The sequence below is a fragment of the Streptomyces sp. NPDC048504 genome, from assembly GCF_043200035.1.
GTDB lineage: Bacteria > Actinomycetota > Actinomycetes > Streptomycetales > Streptomycetaceae > Streptomyces.
The window spans coordinates 322418-344410 of record NZ_JBICXA010000001.1; the positions used below are offsets into that span (position 1 = coordinate 322418).

At 70.6% G+C, this 21993-nt stretch carries 19 protein-coding genes; 11 read left to right on the top strand and 8 right to left on the bottom strand.

The features are described 5' to 3' along the window. Positions 1–45: 45 nt before the first annotated feature. On the top strand, positions 46–744 hold the full coding sequence (locus ACGFY9_RS01485) for a DUF6445 family protein (RefSeq protein ID WP_393750807.1): 699 nt from the start codon (positions 46–48) through the stop codon (positions 742–744). 47 nt (positions 745–791) lie between these two features. Here ACGFY9_RS01485 and ACGFY9_RS01490 read toward each other — a convergent pair whose 3' ends face one another. Continuing rightward, positions 792–1283: a hypothetical protein gene (locus ACGFY9_RS01490; RefSeq protein WP_393750809.1), complete on the bottom strand. Its 492-nt coding sequence runs from the start codon at positions 1281–1283 to the stop codon at positions 792–794. Between the two features lie 159 nt (positions 1284–1442). Between ACGFY9_RS01490 and ACGFY9_RS01495 the strand changes: the two genes are divergently transcribed. The 5 genes from ACGFY9_RS01495 to ACGFY9_RS01515 all read left to right on the top strand — a co-directional run bounded on the left by ACGFY9_RS01495 (position 1443) and on the right by ACGFY9_RS01515 (position 5733). Then, on the top strand, positions 1443–2723 hold the full coding sequence (locus ACGFY9_RS01495; RefSeq protein WP_393750811.1) for a hypothetical protein: 1281 nt from the start codon (positions 1443–1445) through the stop codon (positions 2721–2723). 72 nt (positions 2724–2795) lie between these two features. Continuing rightward, positions 2796–3311 carry a hypothetical protein gene (locus tag ACGFY9_RS01500; protein ID WP_393750813.1) on the top strand — a complete coding sequence of 172 codons (516 nt, stop codon included), beginning with the start codon at positions 2796–2798 and terminating at the stop codon, positions 3309–3311. A 50-nt stretch (positions 3312–3361) separates the two neighbouring features. Continuing rightward, entirely contained in the window at positions 3362–3763 is a 402-nt protein-coding gene (locus ACGFY9_RS01505) for a VOC family protein (RefSeq protein ID WP_393750815.1), read from the top strand. A 113-nt stretch (positions 3764–3876) separates the two neighbouring features. Next, complete coding sequence (locus ACGFY9_RS01510) at positions 3877–4614, top strand: response regulator transcription factor (RefSeq protein WP_393750817.1); 738 nt, start codon at positions 3877–3879, stop codon at positions 4612–4614. A gap of 6 nt (positions 4615–4620) precedes the next feature. Beyond that, positions 4621–5733, top strand: coding sequence for a sensor histidine kinase (locus ACGFY9_RS01515; protein ID WP_393750819.1), 1113 nt, complete (start codon positions 4621–4623; stop codon positions 5731–5733). A 42-nt stretch (positions 5734–5775) separates the two neighbouring features. Here ACGFY9_RS01515 and ACGFY9_RS01520 read toward each other — a convergent pair whose 3' ends face one another. Both ACGFY9_RS01520 and ACGFY9_RS01525 read right to left on the bottom strand, forming a co-directional pair. Next, positions 5776–6147, bottom strand: coding sequence for a DUF6479 family protein (locus ACGFY9_RS01520; RefSeq protein ID WP_393750821.1), 372 nt, complete (start codon positions 6145–6147; stop codon positions 5776–5778). A 10-nt stretch (positions 6148–6157) separates the two neighbouring features. Then, the gene (locus ACGFY9_RS01525; protein WP_393750823.1) at positions 6158–7702 is read right to left on the bottom strand and encodes an FAD-dependent monooxygenase; all 1545 of its coding nucleotides are present in this window, start codon (positions 7700–7702) and stop codon (positions 6158–6160) included. A gap of 120 nt (positions 7703–7822) precedes the next feature. Here ACGFY9_RS01525 and ACGFY9_RS01530 point away from each other — a divergent pair, with 120 nt between their 5' ends. Further along, the gene (locus tag ACGFY9_RS01530; RefSeq protein WP_393750825.1) at positions 7823–8458 is read left to right on the top strand and encodes a TetR/AcrR family transcriptional regulator; all 636 of its coding nucleotides are present in this window, start codon (positions 7823–7825) and stop codon (positions 8456–8458) included. 97 nt (positions 8459–8555) lie between these two features. On the opposite strand, the gene ACGFY9_RS01535 is transcribed toward ACGFY9_RS01530, so the two are convergent. Then, positions 8556–10505 (bottom strand): YncE family protein, encoded by a 1950-nt coding sequence (locus tag ACGFY9_RS01535; protein ID WP_393750826.1) that lies wholly within the window; start codon positions 10503–10505, stop codon positions 8556–8558. 185 nt (positions 10506–10690) lie between these two features. Between ACGFY9_RS01535 and ACGFY9_RS01540 the strand changes: the two genes are divergently transcribed. Next, entirely contained in the window at positions 10691–10948 is a 258-nt protein-coding gene (locus ACGFY9_RS01540) for a hypothetical protein (RefSeq protein ID WP_393750828.1), read from the top strand. A 25-nt stretch (positions 10949–10973) separates the two neighbouring features. Here ACGFY9_RS01540 and ACGFY9_RS01545 read toward each other — a convergent pair whose 3' ends face one another. Together ACGFY9_RS01545 and ACGFY9_RS01550 are read right to left on the bottom strand one after the other, a co-directional pair. After that, positions 10974–11855 carry a calcium-binding protein gene (locus tag ACGFY9_RS01545; protein WP_393750830.1) on the bottom strand — a complete coding sequence of 294 codons (882 nt, stop codon included), beginning with the start codon at positions 11853–11855 and terminating at the stop codon, positions 10974–10976. A gap of 189 nt (positions 11856–12044) precedes the next feature. After that, complete coding sequence (locus ACGFY9_RS01550) at positions 12045–13178, bottom strand: acyltransferase family protein (RefSeq protein WP_393750832.1); 1134 nt, start codon at positions 13176–13178, stop codon at positions 12045–12047. A 164-nt stretch (positions 13179–13342) separates the two neighbouring features. Between ACGFY9_RS01550 and ACGFY9_RS01555 the strand changes: the two genes are divergently transcribed. The 3 genes from ACGFY9_RS01555 (at position 13343) to ACGFY9_RS01565 (ending at position 18537) form a co-directional block, all read left to right on the top strand. Further along, positions 13343–14887, top strand: a complete 1545-nt coding sequence (locus ACGFY9_RS01555; RefSeq protein ID WP_393750834.1) for a PH domain-containing protein — start codon at positions 13343–13345, stop codon at positions 14885–14887. 162 nt (positions 14888–15049) lie between these two features. Beyond that, positions 15050–17605: a hypothetical protein gene (locus ACGFY9_RS01560; protein WP_393750835.1), complete on the top strand. Its 2556-nt coding sequence runs from the start codon at positions 15050–15052 to the stop codon at positions 17603–17605. 74 nt (positions 17606–17679) lie between these two features. After that, a complete protein-coding gene (locus tag ACGFY9_RS01565; RefSeq protein ID WP_393750837.1) occupies positions 17680–18537 on the top strand; it encodes a hypothetical protein in 858 nt (285 codons plus the stop codon). A 132-nt stretch (positions 18538–18669) separates the two neighbouring features. Here ACGFY9_RS01565 and ACGFY9_RS01570 read toward each other — a convergent pair whose 3' ends face one another. Continuing rightward, positions 18670–19809: a hypothetical protein gene (locus ACGFY9_RS01570; protein ID WP_393750839.1), complete on the bottom strand. Its 1140-nt coding sequence runs from the start codon at positions 19807–19809 to the stop codon at positions 18670–18672. A gap of 87 nt (positions 19810–19896) precedes the next feature. Beyond that, complete coding sequence (gene fxlM / locus ACGFY9_RS01575; protein WP_393750841.1) at positions 19897–21987, bottom strand: methyltransferase, FxLD system; 2091 nt, start codon at positions 21985–21987, stop codon at positions 19897–19899. Positions 21988–21993 lie beyond the last annotated feature (6 nt).

Sequence of the window (21993 nt, forward strand, 5' to 3'; positions counted from 1 at the left end):
GTGCATGGCGCAGCGTTGGTGAACCCCCGCTATACGTTCGGCCCTATGCCACTCCCCCCACACCCCCAGCAGCGGGCCCGCCAGCAGGCGCCCCTCCCCGTCCTCCCGTACCGCAAGCCCACCAAGGGCCGCGACTACTGGGTGCTGAACGACGTGCTCCCGGACGTGGATGCCGTACGGGAGCGGTGTCTCGCGAAGGACGACTGGGTCAAGGGGTATCCGTACACGTCGGAGACCTGGCCGGGGCTGCGCGCCATGCCGGGGCTTGAGCCGGCCGAACTGGGGCGGATCGAGCGGCTGGTGAAGCAGGCGATCGGGGTCAAGGAACTGTGGGTGGAGAAGGCGCCCGGCGGCGGGACGCTCAACCACAACTGCATCCAGGTCGTGGGAGAGGGCGAGAGCGAACCCCGGCCGCACACCGATTCCCGCGCCCTGTGCCGGTACGCCGCCGTGCTGTATCTCAACCCCTCCGTGCCGAAGGACTGCGGGACCAGTTTCTACCGGCAGCACCTGCCCGGCGGACGCCTCGGCGGCAACGTCGTGCAGGCCCCGCACAACAACCTCGTCGAGGCGCTGGGTACGCGGTTCGTGGCGCCGGACGCCTTCGAGGAGGACGTGCGCGTGCCGCACAAGTACAACAGCCTGCTGCTCTACCACGCCAACCTCGTGCACAGCGCGACCGGTTACCACGGCAGCACGCTGGAGGAGAAGCGGATGACCGCCGTCTTCTTCTGGATGGCCTGAGTACCGTTCCTACGGGAGTTCGCGAAGGCCCAGCGGTAGTTGGGGACTCAGTACCGCAGCGCCCTGCCGACGTCCGCCTTCACCCCGCCCGACAGTTCGCGGTTGCTGCGGGCGGTCGCCGTAGCGGACTTGTGGGCCGGGACGTGGGAGACGGTAACGACGACGGTGTCGAGCAGGTTGCCGGCGTCGTCCTTGAACTCCACTTGTACGGCGAAGGACTTGGCCGAGCCGTCGGTGTTGTCGACGGTGACCTCGACGGTGCTGCGGCCGGCCGAGTCGGTGGCGGGGGTGGCGAGTCGGACGGCGTCCTTCGCGTCGACGCCGTTCTTCACGTTGTCGAGCCTGCGGCCGGCCTCGGCGGTGGCCGACGCGATCGCGCCGGTGGCCTGTGCGCCGATGGACGAGACGGCGGACGCGGCCTTGCTGGCGACGGAGGCGGGTGTGCTGTCGTCAGAACAACCGGTCAACCCGGCCAGACCGGTTAGGCCCAGGGTGACAGCCGCCGCCACCCGCACCGCACCGCGCCTGTTCCAGGTCATGTCGCCTCCATGAGCGTCGGGTCGTCCCCCAGGCAGTCCCTCCAGTGAAGGGCCGATGCCGTACGGCCGCATGCCGGCGTCACCCGAACGGCACCGCACTGCTCGCGGCCCCGGGCCATCAGGGGTGCGCTGGCAGTCACACGCGCGGAGGAGGCACGGGTGACGGAACTCGACCGGCTGCGGGCGCGGGTGGCCGAACTGGAGGCGGAGCGGCGGCCGCGGCACCGGGTGCGTTCGCTGGTCGCCGTGGTGCTGGTGATCGTCGGGTGTGTCCTCGCGCCACTTGGCGTCGTGGCCGCGTGGACGGCGGACACGGTGGGGGACACGGACCGTTATGTGAAGACGGTGGCGCCGCTCGCCAACGACCCGGACATCCAGAACGCCGTCGCGAACCGGGTGACGTCGGCCGTGATGGACCGCCTCGACCTCACCGCGCTGCTGTCCGGTGCGGCCCCCGACCAACGCCCGTTGCTGGAAAAGGCGTTGGGGGCACTGGGGGGCTCCCTGGAGGACTCGGTCCGTGCCTTCGTGCACGACAAGGCGCAGGCTGTGGCCGCCTCGGACGCCTTCGCCCGGATCTGGAAGGACGCCAACCGCCGTGTCCACAGCACTGTGGACAAAGCCCTGACCGGCAGTGGGGGCGGTGCGGTACGGCTCGACGACGGCGCGGTGACGCTCGACGTGGGCCCGGTGGTGGACCAGGTGAAACAGCGGCTGGTCGACGAGGGGATGACGGTCGCCGGGAAGATCCCCGAGATCCACACGTCGGTCACGCTGCTCAAGAGCGACGACCTGGGCAAGTACAGGACGTACTTCCGGCTGCTCCAACTCGCCGGTACCTGGCTGCCGTTGGTCGCGGTGCTGCTGGTCGCCGCGGGCGTCCTGCTGGCGCGACGGCGACGGCGCGCGCTGGTGACGGGCGCGCTGGGCATGGCCGCCACGACGGCCCTGCTCGGCATCGCGCTACGGATCTTCCGCGCCGTCTACCTGGACGCGCTCCCGGCGGGAGTGTCCCCGGGCGCGGCCGGCGCGGTGTACGACGCGCTGACCCGTTTCCTGCACACGACCGTACGGATGGTCGTGGCGCTGGGCGTGGTGGTCGCGCTGGGCGCCTGGCTGACGGGTCCTGGCCGCCGGGCCGGTCTCGTACGACGGCTGTGGACGTCCGGGATCGGGGCGGTGCGGGCGGTGGCCGACGGGGCGGGGCTGCGGACCGGGCCGGTGGGGCCCTTCGTGCGCCGGTACCGGGCGTGGATCAGCTGGGTGCCGGTGGGCGGGGCGCTGCTGGCGTATCTGCTGTGGTCGTATCCGACGGGGTGGGTGGTGGTGGGGCTGGGGCTTGCGGTGCTGTTCGCGCTGGCGGTGGTGGAGTTCCTGGCGGCGGAACCGGGGCCGGGGCCCGAACCGGGTGCCGCGTCGGGTGTCACCCGTATGGCGTAACTCCCCTGGTGGAGGCGGTGTGGCGGCCGGATGGTCGAAGCACCACACACCACAGAGAGGTGGGGTACGGCCATGACCCAGCAGCCGCACTCGACGCAGCAGCCGCAGTCGCCGTCCGCCGGCGGCCAGGAGCGGCCCCCGGCCTGGAACGACTCCGGCCAGGCCCCCGGGACCCGGCGCCACGACGCGCCCCCGTCCGGTGGCGGCCTCGCGATGGGCGGCGCGGTCTTCGCCGGCGTCCTGATGCTGATGAACGGGGTCATCGCCATCCTCCAGGGCATCTCCGCGCTGGCCAAGGACGACGTCTACACCCGCGTCGGCGACTACATCTACAGCATCAGCCTCACCGGCTGGGGCGTCATCCTGATCTGCCTCGGCGCGGTGGGCGCGATCACCGGCTGGGGCATCCTCCAGGGCATGAGCTGGGCCCGGGTCTGCGGCATCGTCCTCGCCAGCCTCAGCGCCATCCTCCAGTTCATGTTCCTCCCGTACGCCCCGGTCTGGTCGGTGATCATGATCGCGGTGGACGTGTTCGTGATCTGGGCACTGGCGGTGTACAACCCCGCGCCCGCCGGGGCGAGCCGGTAGAGAAGGGCAAGGGTCGGACAACGGTCGCCATCGGTGTGCATGATGCACCGATGGCCCGACTCCGCGACATCGTCATCGACTGCGCCCGTCCCGCCGCCACGGCCCGCTTCTGGGCGGCGGCGCTGGACGGGTACGCCGTAGCTCCTTACGGCGAGGCCGAGTTGGCCCGCCTGCACGCGCTGGGTGTGGCGGGCCCGGACGACGATCCGACGGTACTGATCGAACCGGAGGCGGGCGGCCCGCGGATCTGGTGCCAGCTCGTACCGGAGCCCAAGTCGGCGAAGAACCGGCTCCACCTGGACCTGCTGGCAACGGACCTGGAGGCCGAGACCGGTCGGCTGGTGGGCCTTGGTGCCGGCGTCCTCGCCCGCTACGAGGACCACCACCTGCTGGCCGACCCCGAGGGGAACGAGTTCTGTCTGTTCCCGGTCTCGGACCGGGCCGATCCGTGACGTGAGCCGGCCGCCCCCCGGCACACCGCGGGGATCTTACGAAACGCGGACGTCCTGTCCCCCGGAGCCGGTGCGGGGCACCATCGGCGGGCGTGGAGTGCGAGGCTGGCCCCATGCAGCAGTCGTACGAGAAGGTCGGGAAGGCCGAGGGGGCGGTCGGTGCCCGGGTGCTGGTCGTCGATGACGATCCGACCGTCGCCGAAGTCGTCTCCGGGTATCTCGACCGGGCCGGGTATGTCGTGGAGCGGGCCGCGGACGGGCCGGAGGCGCTGGCCAGGGCCGACGCGCACTGGCCCGACCTTGTCGTGCTCGACCTGATGCTGCCCGGGATGGACGGGCTGGAGGTCTGCCGGCGGATGCGGGGGCGGGGACCCGTGCCGGTGATCATGCTGACCGCTCGGGGGGACGAGGACGACCGGATCCTGGGGCTGGAGGTCGGGGCCGACGACTACGTCACCAAGCCGTTCAGCCCTCGGGAACTCGTGCTGCGGGTGGAGTCCGTGCTGCGGAGGTCCCGGTCGCCCGTCGGGTCCGCCGTACCGCTGAGCGCCGGGGGACTGGGCGTGGATCCCGCCGCCCGCCGCGCCACCAAGGACGGTGCCGAACTCGCCCTCACCCACCGGGAGTTCGATCTCCTCGCCTTCTTCCTGCGGCACCCGGGGCGGGTGTACGGGCGGGAGGACCTGATGCGCGAGGTGTGGGGGTGGGACTTCGGTGATCTGTCGACCGTCACCGTGCACGTGCGGCGGTTGCGCGGGAAGGTCGAGGACGATCCGGGGCGACCGCAGTACATCCAGACGGTGTGGGGGATCGGGTACCGCTTCGATCCCACCGGCACCGAGGGGGACTGACCGGTCATGAGTGACGCCCTGCTCATCCTGCTTTTCGCCTTTCTCGGAGCCGCTGCCGCCGGGGTACTCGGTGCCGGTGCCCTGTGGTTGCTGCGGCGGCGGTCGCTCACCGCGTCCGTGTCCGTCGTCGCCGCGGTCGCCGTGACCGCGATGCTCGCCGGGACGCTCGCCGTGGCGCAGGCGATGTTCCTGTCCCGGCACGATCTGTCCGTGGTCACGACCGTGGTCGCGATGGCCGCCGTCGTCTCCCTGCTCACCGCCCTGCTGCTCGGCCGCTGGGTCGTCGCCCGCAGCCGTGAACTCGCCCTCGCCGCCCGCGACTTCGGCGACGGCGGCGACTACTCCGCCCCCGCACGCCCCGCCACCGCCGAACTCGCCGACGTCAGCCGCGAGTTGGCCGCCACCAGCGCCAAGCTCGCCGAATCCCGCGACCGCGAGCGGGCGTTGGAGTCCTCGCGGCGCGAACTCGTCGCCTGGATCTCGCACGACCTGCGCACCCCGCTGGCCGGTCTCCGCGCGATGTCCGAGGCCCTGGAGGACGGGGTAGCCGCCGATCCCGGCCGCTACCTCCGCCAGATCCGCACCGAGGTGGAACGCCTCAACGACATGGTCGGCGACCTCTTCGAGCTCTCCCGCATCCACGCCGGATCGCTCGCCCTCACCCGCTCCCGCATGTCCCTCTACGACCTCATCGGCGACGCCCTCGCCGGCGCGGACCCGCTCGCGCGCGAGCACGGCGTACGGCTGGTCGGCGACCGGATCGAACCCGTGCCCGTCGAGGTCGACGGCAAGGAGATGAGCCGGGTGCTGGGGAATCTGCTGGTCAACGCGATCCGGCGGACGCCCGCCGACGGCACCGTGGCCATTGCCGCCGAGCGGTCCGCCGACGGGGTCGTGCTGTCCGTGACGGACGGGTGCGGCGGGATTCCCGAGGACGATCTGCCGCGCGTCTTCGACACCGGCTGGCGTGGCACGCACGCCCGGACCCCGCCCGCAGGGGCCGGGCTGGGCCTCGCGATCGTGCGCGGGATCGTCGAGGCGCACCAGGGGCGGGCCGCCGTACGGAACGTGTCGGGCGGCTGCCGGTTCGAGGTGACGCTGCCCGCGGCGGAGGTGTGAGCCGATCCCAGGGCGAACCCGCTCGGTGAACCCTGGGTCAGGTCACACGTGGCCTATGCCGCCCCCGCCGAAGGAACCGCTCCTCCCGGGCAGCCAGCGCAGCCGGCTCTGGTCCTTACCCGTTCTGGTTCCGGAGTGATGGAGCTGGTACGGCATCAGCCGCTCCTTCTCCTCCGAGGCGACGGGCATCTCGTCGGGCTCCCGCATCTCGCGCATCTCGTGGACGGCGCCGCCTGCGGGGAGGTGGGGCTGCTCCTCGGGGAGCGGCCGTGGAAGTTCCTGGTCCCGGACCTTCATGCCGAAATGGATGGCCCAGACCAGCGCGCCTGCGATCACCAGGCCACCCAGAAAGGCGGCGCCCACGTCGAGAGTGTTGTGCGACGCGGCCAGCAGTTCATACGTTGCCGTGCTCATACTTCGAGTATCACTCTTTCGGTGGGAATGTGGTCATTCGAGTCAGATACTTCGCCACTTCTGCCGGGTCCCGGGTCAGCAGCGCCACGTGATTGTCGGGGCGGACCAGGACGAGCGCCGGGCCGGTGACGCCGTACGCGCGACGGGCGTGACCCTCGTGGTCCCGCAGATCACCGCCGCCGTCCACCGTGAACGCCTGGAGCAGGTCGCCGTGCCCGACCGCCAACTTGCCGACCGCGTCCGCGACTTCGGCGCCGAAGCCGAGCAGGGTGAAGCGCGGGTCCGCGTACACCTGGAAGAGCCGGACCGGGTGGCCGGAAGCGTCCAGACACGGGGCGTCGGGGGCGCGGTCGCCGGGGCGCAGGACGGCGGGGTCGCCGGTGGTGGCGGGGGTGGCGAGGGAGCTCCAGCGGTAGCCGGTGCCCATCGGGGGCGGGGCGGCGGCCTCGACGCCGGTACCGGGTTCCTTGACCGCTTCGCGCACCCGGGCGTACAGGTCGGTGCTGATGCCCAGGGTCCAGGCGGCCACCGGGAGGCGCTCCTCCTCGTAGGTGTCCAGGAGGCCGGGGCCCGCCTGCCCGGCGGTCGCGAGGGCGAGTTTCCAGCCCAGGTTGTAGGCGTCCTGGATGCCGGTGTTCATGCCGAGGCCGCCGGCGATCGGGTGGATGTGGGCGGCGTCCCCGGCCAGGAGGACCCGGCCGACGCGCATCCGGTCGGCCATGCGGACGTTGACCCGCCAGAGGGAGAGCCAGGTCGGGTCGGTCAGCGTGATGCCGGGCACCTGTGCGTACCGGTCGAAGATCCGCTGGAAGCTCTCCAGTGACGGTGGCAACGGGTCGCCGCTCGCGTCGAGTTCGGGGCCGGCCTGGAACTGGAAGGAGTTCGTGCCGGGCATCGGGCAGAGCATCACTCCGCGCCCGTCCGACGCGAACCACTGATGCCAGACGTCCCGGCTGATCCCCTCGGCCTCGACGTCACCGACGACCATCGACTGGGTCTCGTCCGTCGTACCGTCGAAGCGCACCCCCATCGCCTTGCGCACCCGGCTGCGCCCGCCGTCGCAGCCGACGAGATAGCCCGCCCTGATCCGCCCGCCGTCGGCGAGGACGGCCGTGACACCGCTCTCGTCCTGCTCGAACCCGGTGACCTCCGTGCCGCCTTCGACGCCGACGCCGAACTCCGCGAGCCGCTCGCGCAGGAGTTTCTCCACCTGCCACTGCCCTATGAGGACCCCTCGCTCGTACGGCGCGTCGGGGGTGGGGCGGGCGTCCGCGAAGGGGTCGGTGTCGTTCACATGCGCGCCGTCGAAGTACTTGCGGAACGGCAGTCGTGTCGTCCCGACGGCGAGGGCGCGCTCGGCGATGCCGACGTCCTCCAGGACCTCCAGGGTGCGCGGCTGCAGGCCCTTGCCCCGGGACTCCCGGTGCGGAACCGGTGCCGCGTCCACGATCCGCACCCCCGCACCGCGCCGGGCCAGCTCGATGGCGAGCGTGAGGCCGGTCGGTCCGGCGCCCACGATCAGCACACCTTCGTCCCGCACGCCTTCGTCGGTCATGAGGGTCCTCTCGTCGTCGTGCGTCCATGGAACACCGGCCGGCGAGAAAATGCAACCCGGTCTCAGAAGATTCTCGGTCTCATTCAATCCCGAGCCTCATCTCTGTGTAAACTGGCCCGCATGGACGAACCCGCCGGTCTGCGCGAGCGCAAGAAGGAACGCACGCGGAACCTCATCGCTCAGGAAGCCCTGCGTCTCTTCCGCGCGCAGGGCTTCGACGAGGTGTCCGTCGTCGAGGTCGCGGCGGCGGCCGAGGTCTCCAAGGCCACGCTGTTCCGGTACTTCCCGACCAAGGAGGACCTGGTCCTGCACCGTTTCGCCGACCACCTCGGCGAGGCGGCCCGGGTGGTGCGGGCGCGCCCGGCCGGTCTGACCCCGACGGCGGCCCTGCGCGACCACTTCCTGGCCGGACTCGCCGCCCGGGACCCGATCACCGGCCTGAACGACCACCCCGAGATCCTGTCCTTCCAGGACCTCATCTACCGCACGCCCAGCCTCCGCGTCGGCATGAGACAGCGGTACACCAGCCAGGACATCGACGCGCTCGCGGACGCCCTGCCGTCCGGCTCCGGCGCCGCGCCACCAATCGTCAGACATCTGGCCGCGGCCCATCTGATCGCCGTACAGCAGGAGTTGGGGCAGGAGAACTGGCGGACGATCACGTCGGGACGGACCGCCGACGAGGCGTACGACGACGCGGTCGCGGCCGCGGAGGGGGCGTACGGGCAGCTCATGACGGGGCTGGACGCGGTGTAGCCGGCGGACACGCGAACAGCCCCGCCCCGAGGACGCACGGTCCTCGGAGCGGGGCTGCCCCGCACCCGTTGAACCCCAACTCCTGGGGAAGCGGGTACTAGTTGGAGAAGTACAGGTACTTCCACCCGGTGTACGTCGTCGAGTTGACGTTGTCGCCGGACGAACCGTTGATGTACGCGGCCCGGATACGGGCCTTGATGCCGGACTCGCCGGGTGCGCCGAGGTTCACCGCGACCTTGCCGTTCGTGTTCAGGGCGAAGTACTCCGAGTCGGAGTCGTACCAGTGGCCGTCGTAGTAGACCTGCAGGTCGAGCCGCTCCTGGCGGTTCTTGTAGTAGGTCATCGTCGTGGTGACGATCGGCGCCGAGTTCTTGTGGAACCAGTAGTACGACGTCGAGCCGATCTTCGCCGTCTTGTAGTGCTTGGTGATCGCGGTGGAGACCTTGACCTTGGCGTACGCCGTGACCTTCACCGTCTTGGGCGCGTAGCGGGCGTCACCGGCGAAGGCCGCGGAGACGGCGGTGTCGCGGGTCATGTCCACGGTCACCGTGATGTTGCCGCTGGAGTTGACCTTGCCGGTCTTGATCAGCTTCTTCGGCTTGTCGCTGCCGAAGGGGTCCGAGTAGATCGCGACCGTGCGGTTCTTGTACGTCTTGCCGAGGTGCGCGGTGAACTTCACGTCGGCGCCGTACGAGTACAGCTTGCCGTTGTTGTTCAGGCTCAGGGTCGTGGCCGCGCGGGACACGGCGACCTTGTCGGAGGCGCTGACCGCCGCGTGCCCGACGTCGCCCGCGTAGCTCACCTTGTACGTGACGGTGCCGCCGGCCGGCGGGGTGTCCGTGAACGAGTAGGTGCCGTTCGCCTTCACCGTGACGGTGGGCAGCGCCTTGCCCTTCGTCGACTCCAGGTCGGTGCGCGTGACCTGGAGCTTCGCACCGGCGGGCAGCGCGACCGTGGCCGAGAGCTTGCCGGTGACGGTGAGCTTCTTGGCGCGGGGGGCGGAGGACGGGGCGTTGACCGTGAGGGTCGGGACGTTCTTGTCCGGGTCGGTCAGCACCTTGAGGCTGTACTTGCCGGTGGACGTCCCGACCAGCGCGAAGATGCGGGAGGAGTCGGGGGACCAGGTCAGGTCGGCCGTGCCGTAGGAACCGACGGTGTACGTACGGGTGGGCTTCGTCGCGTTCGGCCGGTACGTCGTGACCTTGTTGCCGTCGACCTGGGCGACGAAACCGACCCGGGAGATGTCGGCCTGCTGGCCCGCCGGGAGGGTGCCGGACTGCGTGAACGTGCCGTCCGCGTAGGCGTCCAGGACCTGGCCGTTGACCAGCACCCGGTCGGCGCCCGCGGCGAGGTCGATGTCGCCGATGCCGCTGTTCAGGGTGTAGTCGCCGTGGTACCAGGCGGTGAGCGCGGGCGTGCCGCTCGACACGTCGAGCACGGCCATGGAGTCGGTGGAGAGGCCGGTCTCGCCGATGGCCAGTACGCCGGGCCGCAGCGGGTCGGTGTCCAGCAGGGCCTCGCCCCAGATGTCGACGGAGGTGCCCTGGTTCGGGAACTGCGCCAGCGTCACCGGGTCGGTGCCGCTCGCCGGGTCCACCGTCGGGTCCACGGAACCGAGGTCGCCGTCCCACTGGTCGCCGTAGGTGAACCACACCTTGCCGCCGGCGAAGGCGATGTGGCGCGGGCCGGTGTCGGTGGGTATCGCGTAACGGGTCTTGACGTCGAGGGTCGCCGCGTCGATCGCCACGATCTCGTGTGTGTTCTGCACCGCCGCGTACACGGTGGCCCCGTCGTCGGAGACGGTCAGGCCGGTGACCGAGCCGATGCCGCCCACCGAGGCGAGGACGTTGCCCGCGTAGTCGGTGGCCGCGACCGTTCCGGCCGAGGTGTCGCCGACGAAGACCCGCTTGAGGGCCTCGTCCGCGACCAGGCCGCCGGGCGAGGTGACGTTGGCCGTCGCCGCCGAGGCCGTACCCGTCGCCACGACGCTGAGCGCCGCCGAGCCGAGAAGGACCGCGAGCGCTGTCGCGGTCGAGATGCTGCGCATCCGCACGTGCTGTTCCCCCCACAAGGAAAACCGGTCCGGGGACCGGGAGTTGAGAGCGCCGCGCAACACCCGGACGTGACCGCGGATGAGAGACGCGGTGACGCGCGGGGCGCGGCTGCTGGGAGCAGCGTATGACATGGCTGTGACAGCAGGGAAAGGGGTTAACGGCTTGTCGTGTACGCGCGTTGTTCGGGGACTCGCGCTCGCTGCTGCGGGACGAGCTGTTCCCTCCGTTCGGCGACGCGCGGGCCTGTGCCGGGAGCGACCTGAAGCTGCCGGGCGCGATCACCGCCGGGGGCGCGACGATCCCCGCCGACGCGACCGACGTCCACTACCGCACACGGAACGGCGCCGCCCAGGTCACGTCCGTGGAAGTGTCCACGTTGTACGGCGACGCGTTCCGCGTACCGGCCCGGGCCGTGGTCGGCTGCGCCACGCCCTGAGCCGGTCCGCCAGCGTCGGCGTGCGTCAGTTCTGGTGGACGACGTTCCGGCCCGGCCCGCCGGACAGGACGTCCGTGCCCGTGCCGCCCCACAGGGTGTCGTTGCCGGAGTTGCCGTAGATCGTGTCGGCGCCGGCGTCGCCGTAGAGGACGTCGTTGCCCGTGCCGCCGTAGATGAAGTCGTTCCCGGCGCCGCCGTGGATCCTGTCGTTGCCCGCGCCGCCGGTCAGGCTCTGGGCGGCCGCGCCGCCGGTGATGACGTCGTTGCCGGCCCCGCCGTCGGCCGCGTCGCCGGTGGTCGAGATGGTGTCGTTGCCGTTGCCGCCCTGGGCGATGGTGCCCGCGGTGGCCTTGATGGTGTCGTTGCCGTTGTCGCCCCAGCCCACCGAGTACTTGCCCAGGGTGAGGGTGTCGTTGCCGGTGCCGCCCGAGATGTAGTTGCCGTCTACGCTGCCGTCGTCGGTGGCCTTGTCGTTGCCGGCGCCCAGGTCGACCGAGGCGAAGTAGTACGTCTGGCCGGTCTTGTTGTGGTAGGCGACGGTGTCGTTGCCGTTGCCGAGCGTCAACTGCAGGGTGGGGTACGGGTCCTGGCTGTCCAGGGTGGCCACCGTGCAGGAGACCTTGGTGTGGTCCGAGGCGGTGGGGTACGCGCAGCCCGTGCCCGGCTTGATGGTGACCACATCGTCGATGACGTAGGTGATGGTCGAGAGGTCGGTCGTCGACGCGGTGACGACCGCCTTGTTGGTCTGGCCGGCGGCGGCCGTGTAGAGGACCTCGTTGCCCCCGTTGCCGAGCGCGGCGGTGGCCGGCGCCGTGGCCGCGCCCGCCGTCCCGGCGAGGAACAGCGGAGCGGCCAGGCCGGCACCGAGGGCGAGGGTCACGAGGCGACCGGGAGAACGAGAGGGCATCGCACAACCTCCGTGAAACGTAAGGGGAGTTGACAGAACCCGCGGAATTCGGGTGCCACCACAGCGTGTGACCCTCTCCCCGGAGGCTTGGTTGTGCCCTCTCGCGCACGGGTGTCGCCCCACCGTGAAGTGTCAGCGGTGATTCAGCGCGAATTCACGAACTGGCCCGCCGATCCACTACAACCATCGCTAGGGGCGGGCGAGTTCGCTCGCGTCACGACGGAACGCCCACCGCAGCTCCGGTTCCATCACGCCCCGGAAGACCCGCCGCACCGGCGGGGTGCACAGCGCGGTCACGACGGCGGCGGCGACCACGGTCACCGTGACCTCGCCGAGGGGGCCGCGCATCCACGAAGGGTCGTACCAGCCCCAGGACTTGGCGCCCTGCGCGACGAACCCGTGCAGCAGATAGCCGTAGAGCGTGCCCGCGCCCAGGGCGGTGAACCAGGTGCGGCGGCGCGGCACCCAGGCGAGGAAGCAGGCGACCAGGAGTGTCGAGCAGGCGAACAGGGCCAGCGTCATCAGCGGCCCTTCCCAGGCGTGGGCGCCGAGTTGCTCGGCGCTCGCGTTGTGGAACAGCCAGGCGTAGTCGAAGCGCGGGACCGCCCAGTACGCCACGGCGAGCGCGACGACGAACACCGGCACCGCCAACTGCCGTACCTCCGGCCGCCGTACGAGCTGGAAGTGCTCCGGCTTCAGACACAGCCCGAGCACGAAGTACGGCAGGAACTGCAACACCCGTTGCAGATCGAGGTCGTTGCCGATGGAGGGGGACAGGGTCGCCAGCATCGCGATGACCAGGGCCACCGGCAGCGGGTGGCGTACGTGCTTCCAGATCGGCGTCGTGAGCCGCCAGACGAACAGCGCCGCCAGGAACCACGTCAGGTACAGCGGGTCCAACAGGCTGATGGCGCGGTCGGGTTGGTGGTCCGTCCAGCGCGTGTAGAGCGTGTACGCCGTCTCGAACACGACGTACGGGACGACGACTCCCCCCAGCAGCCGCCTGATCTGCGGCGGGGTCGCCCGGAAGCTCCGCGAGAAGTACCCGGAGATCACGATGAACGCCGGCATGTGCACGGCGTACACGAGCGTGTATAACGCGGTGACGCTACGGCTGCCGGAGCGCAGCGGCTCCCAGGAGTGGCCGATCGCCACCAGCACGATCGCCAGGTATTTGGCGTTGTCGAAGAAGGGGTCGCGTTGCTTTCCGGGAGTGCGCTCCGACGCGGTGGGCTCCGCTGTGGGGGCGGGGGACGGCAGGGTGGAACCGTGGGCCTGAGGGGAGCCGGGGGTCTCGGCGGAGGCGGTGGAAGAAGCACGCATTCGGCTCGCCTCACCGCTCCGCGGCGGTTCAAACATCTCACTAGCCTCTTTTTTCCCGCCTTCTTCCCGCCCTCTTCTTGCCTCCTGCGGGCAGCCTGGCCCGCAGGAACTCTGCCGGAGATCGCACAAGCGCTTGCCGTCCGTCCGCTGGCACAGTCGTCGGCATGACCGATGTCCCTGAGGTGACCTGCCGTCCCCGCTCGCGCCGCGCCCTGTGGATCTCCGTCGCGTTCGGGGCTGTGGGGGCGGGTGCCGCGGGGGCGTGGACGGCGTACCGGGGCCCGGACCCGCTGGCGCTGTCCCTCGGCGGGTCGCTCGCGCTCATCGCCGTCGTCGGGCTCCACGTGGTCACCGCCCGGGTGGACGCCGACGCCCACGGCCTGCGGTCCCGGACGCCGCTACGGCGCTGGAGCGCGCCCTGGTACGAGGTCGCCGACCTGCAGATCCGGCTGAGACACAGAGGTTCGCGGAGCGGGGAGCTCCGCCGCGTGAGTGTGCTGTTGCGGAACGGACACCGCCGGACCCTGCCCCTGCCGGTCGGCCGTCCCGCCGAACTCGCCGACTTCCACGACCAGTTGACGGCCCTGCGCGCACTGCACCAGCGCTACGGAACCGACGTCCCGGAGTCCGCCCGCATCCGTGTCGTCGCGGACCGCACCGCCGGGAGCGTCCCGGTGGCGGCGGTCGCCTGGTGCGCGGCGCTGCTGATCTGCGCGGGCGTGGCGGCGGCGTTCGTGTCGGACGTCGCGGCGGACCAGCGGGCCTGGGAGGCGGCCGTTCCGTGCACGGCCGCGGCACCGGTCGCGCAGCGCGGGGAGTGCCTGACCCGCACCTCGGCCGTGATCGCGCGGACCGACCCCAACCGGCCCAAGAAGACCAGCTGGGTGTACTTCGCCGACAACCGGCCGTTCGAGCGCCTGGCGGTCCCGGTCGAGGCCGCCGACGGGTTCAGTGCCGGTGACAGGGTCCAACTCACCTTCTGGCGCCACGAGGTGAGGACGATCACCGGTTCGCGCTACATCTGGCACCGGCAGGTCCAGTCCGCCGGAGGACAGGCCGTCGTCGCGGCCCTCGCCGCCCTCGCCGCGGGCTACCCCGGCGCCCTGGTGCTGGTGAGCCTGCGCAACCGCCGGCTCCCCGACGACGAAGTCCTGCCCTCCGCCCTGCCGTTCGCGTTCGTCGTCGCCGGTACGGCCCTGTGGCTGATCCCCCTCTGCTACCTCCACCCCACCACCTTGTTCGCCTCCGCCACGACGATCACGTGGGCGGCGGCGGGCACGCTCGGCACGGCGGCGCTCTTCGGCTGGGCCTGGCGCGCGACCCGCGTCCGCCCACCTCAACCGGCCGAAGTGACCGCGGAACTCCCCGAGTCGGACGCGGAGGTGTTCGTGTCCGCGCGCTTCCTGGAGGGCACCGACTACAACCCGCACGGCTTCGGCACCCACATCGCCCTCGGCTACGGCCCGCCCGCGGTGACCCCGGGCCCGGGCCGGTTCGCGGCGCGCCGGATCCCGGTGGAACGGCTCACCGTCCGGACGGTACGACGGGCGCGGGGCGGCGACGGCGACACCGTGCCCAGCGATTGGCACATCGCCGAACTCGACGACGGGGGGCGGCTGGTGAGGCTCGCGGCGGCGCCGGACGACCTGGCGCTCGTGCTGCGAGAGCTGAGGGTGGTGCACGAGCCGTCGGTGCGCGAGCCGTCGTAGTGAGGTCGGGTGTGAGGGTGCCGTAGCCGGGTTCTTCGCGAGGTTCCGTGCGAGGGTGCCGTAAGCAGGTTTTTTGCCAGGAGATGGCATTCCTGCTGGTCAAGCTGTCACTCCCGGGAGTTATGGTCCGACCTGCTTGTTCACACTTTCCACAGGAGCTTCATGCGCCTCAAGCAGGTCTCGCTCACGGCGGCGATATCGGTCGTCGCCGGGCTGACCACCGCAACCGTCGGCCTCACCGGCACCGCCGCCTGGGCCGACAGCACGGCCGCGCTGCCGCTGTCCCACTACGCGCACATGCTGGTCGACACCGCTCACCAGCACCTCTTCTTCAGCCAGGGCGCCGGTTCGACCGGCATCGTGGTGACGGACCTGGCGGGCAACCCCGTCACCACCCTCACCGGCGAACAGGGCGCCACGGGGCTGGCGTTGTCCCCGGACGGCGGCACGCTGTACGCGGCGCTCGCGGACGGTGACGCGGTCGCCGCGATCGACACGGCGACCCTGACCGAGTCCGCGCGCTACGCGACCGGCACGGGGAGTGGGCCCGTCTCCGTCGCGGTGGCGGGCGGGAAGGTCTGGTACGGCGCCATGGTGGACGGCCGGGGAGCCGTCGGATCCGTGGACCCGGCCGCCGCCGAGCCGGTCGCGACACCCCAGTCGGTCATGTCCAACTGGCCTGCCACGCCGCAGCTCGCGACGGGCGGCGGTGTGCTCGCGGCCGAGGAGATGAGCCCGAGCGACACAGACATGGCCACCTTCGACGTCTCGTCCGGCACGGCGACCACCATGGCCCACCTGGGGGTCTCCGGCGGTCCGACGACCGCGTTCCAGGTCACCGGCGACGGCAAGAAGGTGCTGCTCGCCACGGCCGGCGACGCCGTCCTGCGGGCCTACCGCACGGCGGACATGGCGACGGCCAACCCCGACGTGTACTGGGTCGGCGGAATCCCGTCCGGGCCCAACTCGCTCACCCTCGACACCGACGGCACGATCGCCGTCGGCAGCACCAAGGGCTCGGCGCCCGGCCTGTATCTCTACGCCGGCTCCCAACTCCGTGAGAACTACGTCCCGTTCCCGTCCGGGACGCTGGCCCCCGACGGCCTGGAGTGGGGCGGGGACGGTACGACGCTCTACGGCGTCACCCAGGACTCCACGGGCGCCTACACCCTGAACGTGCTGGCCTCTCCCAAGCTCACCGACTCCCAACTCGCCCTGAGCATCCCGGGATACGCGGTCCCCACCAGGGAGTTCACACTCAACGGCACGTTCACCACCAACGGCTTCGTCCCGGCCGGCGCGAAGCTCCAAGTCACCCGCGACGGCGTCCAGTTGCCCGACGTCACGCTCGGCGCCGACGGCACGTTCGCGATCAAGGACACCCGGGACGACGAGGGCACGGACACCTACCAGGTGTCGTACGCCGGTGACGCGACGCACCGGCCCGCGACGACCTCGCTGAAGGTGTACGTGACGCGGCTGGTGACCGACGTCGAGTTCCAGGAGTTCAGTTCGGCGACACCCCACTCGGTGGTCTTCACCGGCACCCTCAGCTCGCGGGACCTCGGCACCTTCCCTCAGGGCACCACCCTCCAGGTGACGCGCACGAACGAGGACACCCAGGAGTCGGTCCCGCTCCCGTCGGTCCCGGTCGATCCGGCCACCGGCGCGTTCACGGTCACCGACGCCCCGGACGCCGCAGGGTGGTTCACCTACCGGGTCGCCTTCGCGGGCGACGCGGCACACCAGCCGTCGGCCGACGAACCGTCCGCGATCGTCAAGCCGTACACCCCGGCCCTGACCCTCAAGGCCCCGGCCACCGCCACCCGCGCCGCCGCCCTCGCCTTCGGCGGCACCCTCGGCGACGCCCCGTACCCCGCCGGCGAGACGGTCACCGTGTCCCGCACGGACCTGGCCCACACCTCAACTCCCGTCACCTGGACGGTTCCTGTGGGTACGGACGGGAAGATCACCGTCAAGGACACCCCGTCCATCGGCGGCGCCAACGCCTACAAGGTCGACTACCCGGGCGACACCGCCCACCAGGCGGCCACCGCGTCCTCGACCGTCCAGGTGTCCCGCGCCGCGACGGCCGTCTCCGTCACCAGCAACGAGTCGACGTACACCTACGGCGCGACGGCCACCGTCACCGCCCACCTCGGCACGACGTACAACAGCCGTACGGTGTCGATCTGGGCGACCCCTGCGGGCGGCAAGAAGACGCTGGTGAAGACGGCGGCCGTGGACAGCAAGGGCAACCTGAAGGCGACTTACAAGCTCACCCACAACACGACGTTCACGGCGTCCTTCGCCGGCGACTACCGCTACGCCCCGGCGACGGCCACCCGTGCCGTCCACGACCAGGTGGGGATCGCCGAGAAGCTGGGCGGCTCCTACACCAGCATCAAGTACGGCACGGTCACCTACCGCGTCTACCACCACACGGTGAAGCCGCAGGTGACCGGCACGGTGTCGCCGGACAAGTCCGGGCAGTGCCTGCGGTTCCAGGCCCAGGAGTACTACAACAAGGCCTGGCACACGCTCACCACGTCCAGCTGCTTCTCCCTGGCCACGGGCAGCGTCGGGACGACCAGCCTGAGCCTCACGAACGCGGTCAACCAGAAGTTCCGGGTACGGACCGAGTATGTGGCGGGGGCGAAGGACGCGACCAACGTGAGTACTTGGGGTGGGTGGTTGTACCTGACGGTCAGGAACTGACGGCCAGGAATGGGCAGTTGGGACTCGACCGGCGTAGGCCGGCCCTGGTCGAGTCCGCTGCTACGGTCGCACGCATGACGCTCTCGGTCTCCCCGGGTCAGGCTGTCGATCTACGAGTGTGGCCGGTCGACGAGGTTCTCGATCGCGTCGAGCGGTCTCTGCACGTGCGCTTGCTGCCGGACACGGTGGTGCGCAAGCGCTGTTCCGTGGGGGCGCGAACAGACCGTGACACCTGGGTACGGATCGAACGACGCCTGCTCGACAAGATCCCCGACCAAGGATGGAACGGCACGGAATCCGCCGCACGTCCGGAAGGCATCGCCCGGCCCGAATGGCACGGATGCGTGGTCTGGCGGGACCCGGCCCGACCGGTGATGTGGCGGGCCGACGAAACCGAGCTCCTGCCGGGACCTCCCGTCGGCGCCGCCGTGTTGAGCACGGCCCCGGGGCTGCCGGATGAGTGGTGGACCGCGTTGAACACCTCGTTGGGCGCGTTGGCGGCCCAGCGCACGGGGCGGGTCGCCACACCGGACACTGTCACCATCACCCAGTCCCTCGTCACCGAGTCAATCCACGGCGTCTTCACCGACGACTTCGATACGACCGTCGAGCGGTGGGTGCTGGCCCACGCGGATCTGAACTGGGCAAATGTCTCCGCGCCGACGTTTACTCTCTTCGACTGGGAGGACTGGGGCAACGCCCCGCTGGGCCTGGACTCGGCCTCGCTCTGGGCGAGTTCGCTCGCCGTCCCGGCTCTGGCCGACCGCGTACGGCATGAGCGGCGGGCCGACTTCGGGAGCAGGGACGGCAAGTTGATGACGTTGTTCGTCTGCTCGAAGATCCTGGGGCCGTACGCACAGCCGGAGGATCCTCGGCTGGGACCTGCCCGGCCCATGGCCGAGCGGGTCGTGGGGGAGCTTCGGGCGGGCTGAGCGCGGGAGCAGTACCGAAGTAGACGCCGGTCCGGCCCTCCTGGACGATCCGCGCACCGGTCGCGCGGGCCGAGGCGCGAGGACGTCGCCTGGATGGGCGGGTCACTCTCACCTTCCAGGCGTGTGCGCCCATCAGGCTGTCCCTGCCGGAGTCCCTTGTTGTCCTGTCTCGAAGGGGCGTCGGAGGCTTGCCCGGATCACACTGTCACTCGCACGGAGAGCCGACGTCAGTTCCCGTTGCAGCTCCTCCGGGATGGTCCCCGCTCCGAGGGCGCACGCCTTCACCAGCGCGCGGCAGTCCTGCACTTGCCGTTCCGTGGCGATCGCGATGAACAGAGGGTGCGCCAGGTTCTCGCGGGCGGCGTAACCGTCTTCACCGTCCGTCGCCCTCCGGTGCAGGTAGTCGACGATGCGGTGAGCGGCGGGTGCCTCGGCGGAACCGATCGCGTCGAGGACGGTAAGTCCGAGCCGGGTGTCGAAGACGGTCACCCCGAGTTCACTCTTCCGCTCGGAGTAGGTGGTCACCAGGCTCGCCAGGTGACCGTCGAACGGTTGCCCGGCGTCTCGGCGGCACAGGACGGACAGGCTTGTGGTGACGGCTTGCTCCCATGGATCGCCGGGCAGCGTGGCGGCGAGGAGAGCAGCTGCTCGTGCCGTGTCACCCTCAACGAGGGCGGTCAGTACGGCGACTTGGCGCCCATCGAGCATTCGCTTGCCCACGCCACGGTGGGCTTCGATGTGTGTCAGGGCTTCGGCCCAACGTCCCTCGGTGGTGAGGGTGCGTGTGCCGTCGGCGAGGAGCACGCGCCACAGCCACGCCCGGATTTCCTGGCGGTCTTCGTCGGTCGCAGTGAGGTCCGCCGGTACAGCGACGTCCTCGAACCGAGCCGCTGCGCCCGCCTTGACGGCTGCGTACAGGTCGAGCAGCCGTTGACGTCCGTCGTCGCCGCGGCCGGCGCGAATCTGGAGGCGGGCGAGGTTGACGACCGGTTCCAGCCCCCGAATTGCACTCATGCCGGGCAACGGGCAGGCGTCGAGGTAGGCGGCGGCGTGCTGGTGGCACATCTCGCGTGCGAGGTCGGGGAGGCCGAGGTCGGAGGCGATGAGCGCGGCCTGGTTGTAGACGGCCGATGCGAGGCCCTGGTCGGTCTTCTTCACTGCGGTGTCGGCCAGGTCGACGAGGGCGCGTACACGCAGAGGCAGAGGCAGGCAGGCGGGCCGGAATCGGGCGACGAGTGGGAAGCGCTGGGCTATGGGTCCGTGCGTGTCCATCGACTCCTCCGGCGTGAATGAGAAATGGTGAGGAGACGGTGGCCGCCAGTCGTACGCCGGCGGCCACCTCTCGCTACGTGCAGGGCGTCACTGCCAGTCGACGACGATGCGGTTCAGCGGGGTGTCGAGAGCGAAGAGCCCGGGGCGCTGCTCGATGGCGGGGGCGTCGAGGGGCTGGATCTCGAACGTGGCCTCGCGGCTGCGGTATTCGCGGTCCCAGGTGCGGATGGCGTCGGCGACCTTCGCGGCCAGCTCGTCGCTGCCGGGGCCGTGGCCGATGACCCCGAACTCCCAGAGCTTGCCGCCCTCGGGGGTCTTCTCCTTCGACGGGCGCCGCGCCAGGTAGGTGATGGCGCCCTTGTCGACGACGGCGGTGGAGGAGGGGTAGGGGTCCTCGGTGAGCAGGGCGCCCTTGGAGCTCTGGGGGAAGAGCATTCGGATCAGGCCGGAGGGGAGGGAGCAGGTGACGAAGAGTTCCATCCACTCCGGTGACTCCATGGCCTGGACCGTCATGCCGGTCCATTCCTCGGTGCGCGGCTGGTCCAAGACACCAGTGAGAGCTTTGGCGTTGATGTTCTGCCCGGCGGGAGCCTGGAGTCGTACGGTGCCGTCGATACTGAGGGGGATGGTTCGGCGGTCGTCGTCGGCGATGCCCCTCCTCAGCGGCATGAAGGTGTTCATCTCGCTGCCGAGGGAGACCCATCGGCCGTCGCGCTGCTCGTAGGCGATGGAGCGGGAGACCGTGCCCTTGAGTCGCTGGGGGACGAGGAGCCGTCCGCTGGGGGCGAGTTGCTGCAGCCAGGCGTGCGGTACGCCGTGGGCGCCGACGGTCGCGATGATCCGGTCGTACGGTGCTCCCTCGGCGTAGCCGAGTGCTCCGTCGCGGGTTAGGGCCTCGACGTTGGTGATCCCGGCGGCGGCGAGGTGCGCGCGGGCGCCGTCCACGAGGTCGTCGTCGACGTCGAGGGTGGTCACGTGTCCGCTCTCGCCGACCAGGTGGGCGAGCAGTCCGGCGTTGTAGCCGGTGCCGGCGCCGAGTTCGAGGACGCGCTGGCCGGGCTGGACATCGAGTTGGTCCAGCATGAGGGCGACGACGCTCGGTTGGGAGGCGCAGGAGATCGATGTGCCGTCGGTGTCGTACTTGATGTGCACCGGTGCGTTGGCGTAGGCGTCTTCGAGTGACGCTTCGGGCACGAACACGTGGCGGGGTACGGTCCGCAACGCAGTCTCGACGGCGCTCGTGCGCGCGTGGCCTTCCGCGCGGAGCTGGTCGACCAGGGCGTTGCGGAGGCGCTCGGCGTCCGCCGCGGGGGTGGTGATCGTGTCGGTGTTCACTGCGCTGACGCTATCGACGCCGGCGTTTGCCGCGTCGGTGGACGCGGTGTTGTCACTCGTTCCCATGACTACCTCTCGTGCGATGTTGGACAGTGTGCTCTGGTCGTTCCGGAGGAGACCGGCGCGGTTGGCGTGGAAGATCACGTGGTGGGCGATGACGGCTCGCAGGCCGCGGGTGAGCCCGGCGTTCGCGGCGGGGGAAGCGAGTGCGGCGCCCGCCCTCTCGAAGGCGGAGACCCAGTCGTCGTGCCCTGCGAGTGGGCCGTTGGGGCGGCACAGTCCGTGGGCTTCGGCGGTCATCAACTTCCGCATCGCGGGCACCAGTTCGGCGACCCGCCCGATGGGCGGAGGCGCGGCAGCTGGTCGGAGAGCGGCGACCTTCGCCCACACGTCACCCTGCTCGAACCAGTCCAGGCCGGCCGCCCGCATCATCGCGCTGGCCAGCAGCACGGCGGTTTCCCGACGCCCCAAGTGCTCCGGGCTGGGCTGGTAGGTGAGCAGATGGCGACTGTCTTGGTGGAACAGGTCGTGGGCGACATCCATGGCCTTGGGCCCGCCGAAGGCGTCGGTCTCGGGCTCGTAGACGCAGGGCAGCCACGACACGACCGTGCCGTCGTCAACGAGATCACTCAGCAGCGCTTCGACAATGGGCGAGGGCTCATCGGCGACGTATCGCAGCGGCCAGGGCTGCTTGTTCATGAACCACCAGCCGGTGAGATGGCCGTCCGCTTCAGCCGCAAGCAGCACGGCGGCGAAGCGTTCGGCGATGGCTCGCTGGGCACTCTCACGGCCAGCGAAGGTGATGTTGTGTTGCTGCCAGAGGTCGGGGCAGTCCGGGGGCATGCGGAG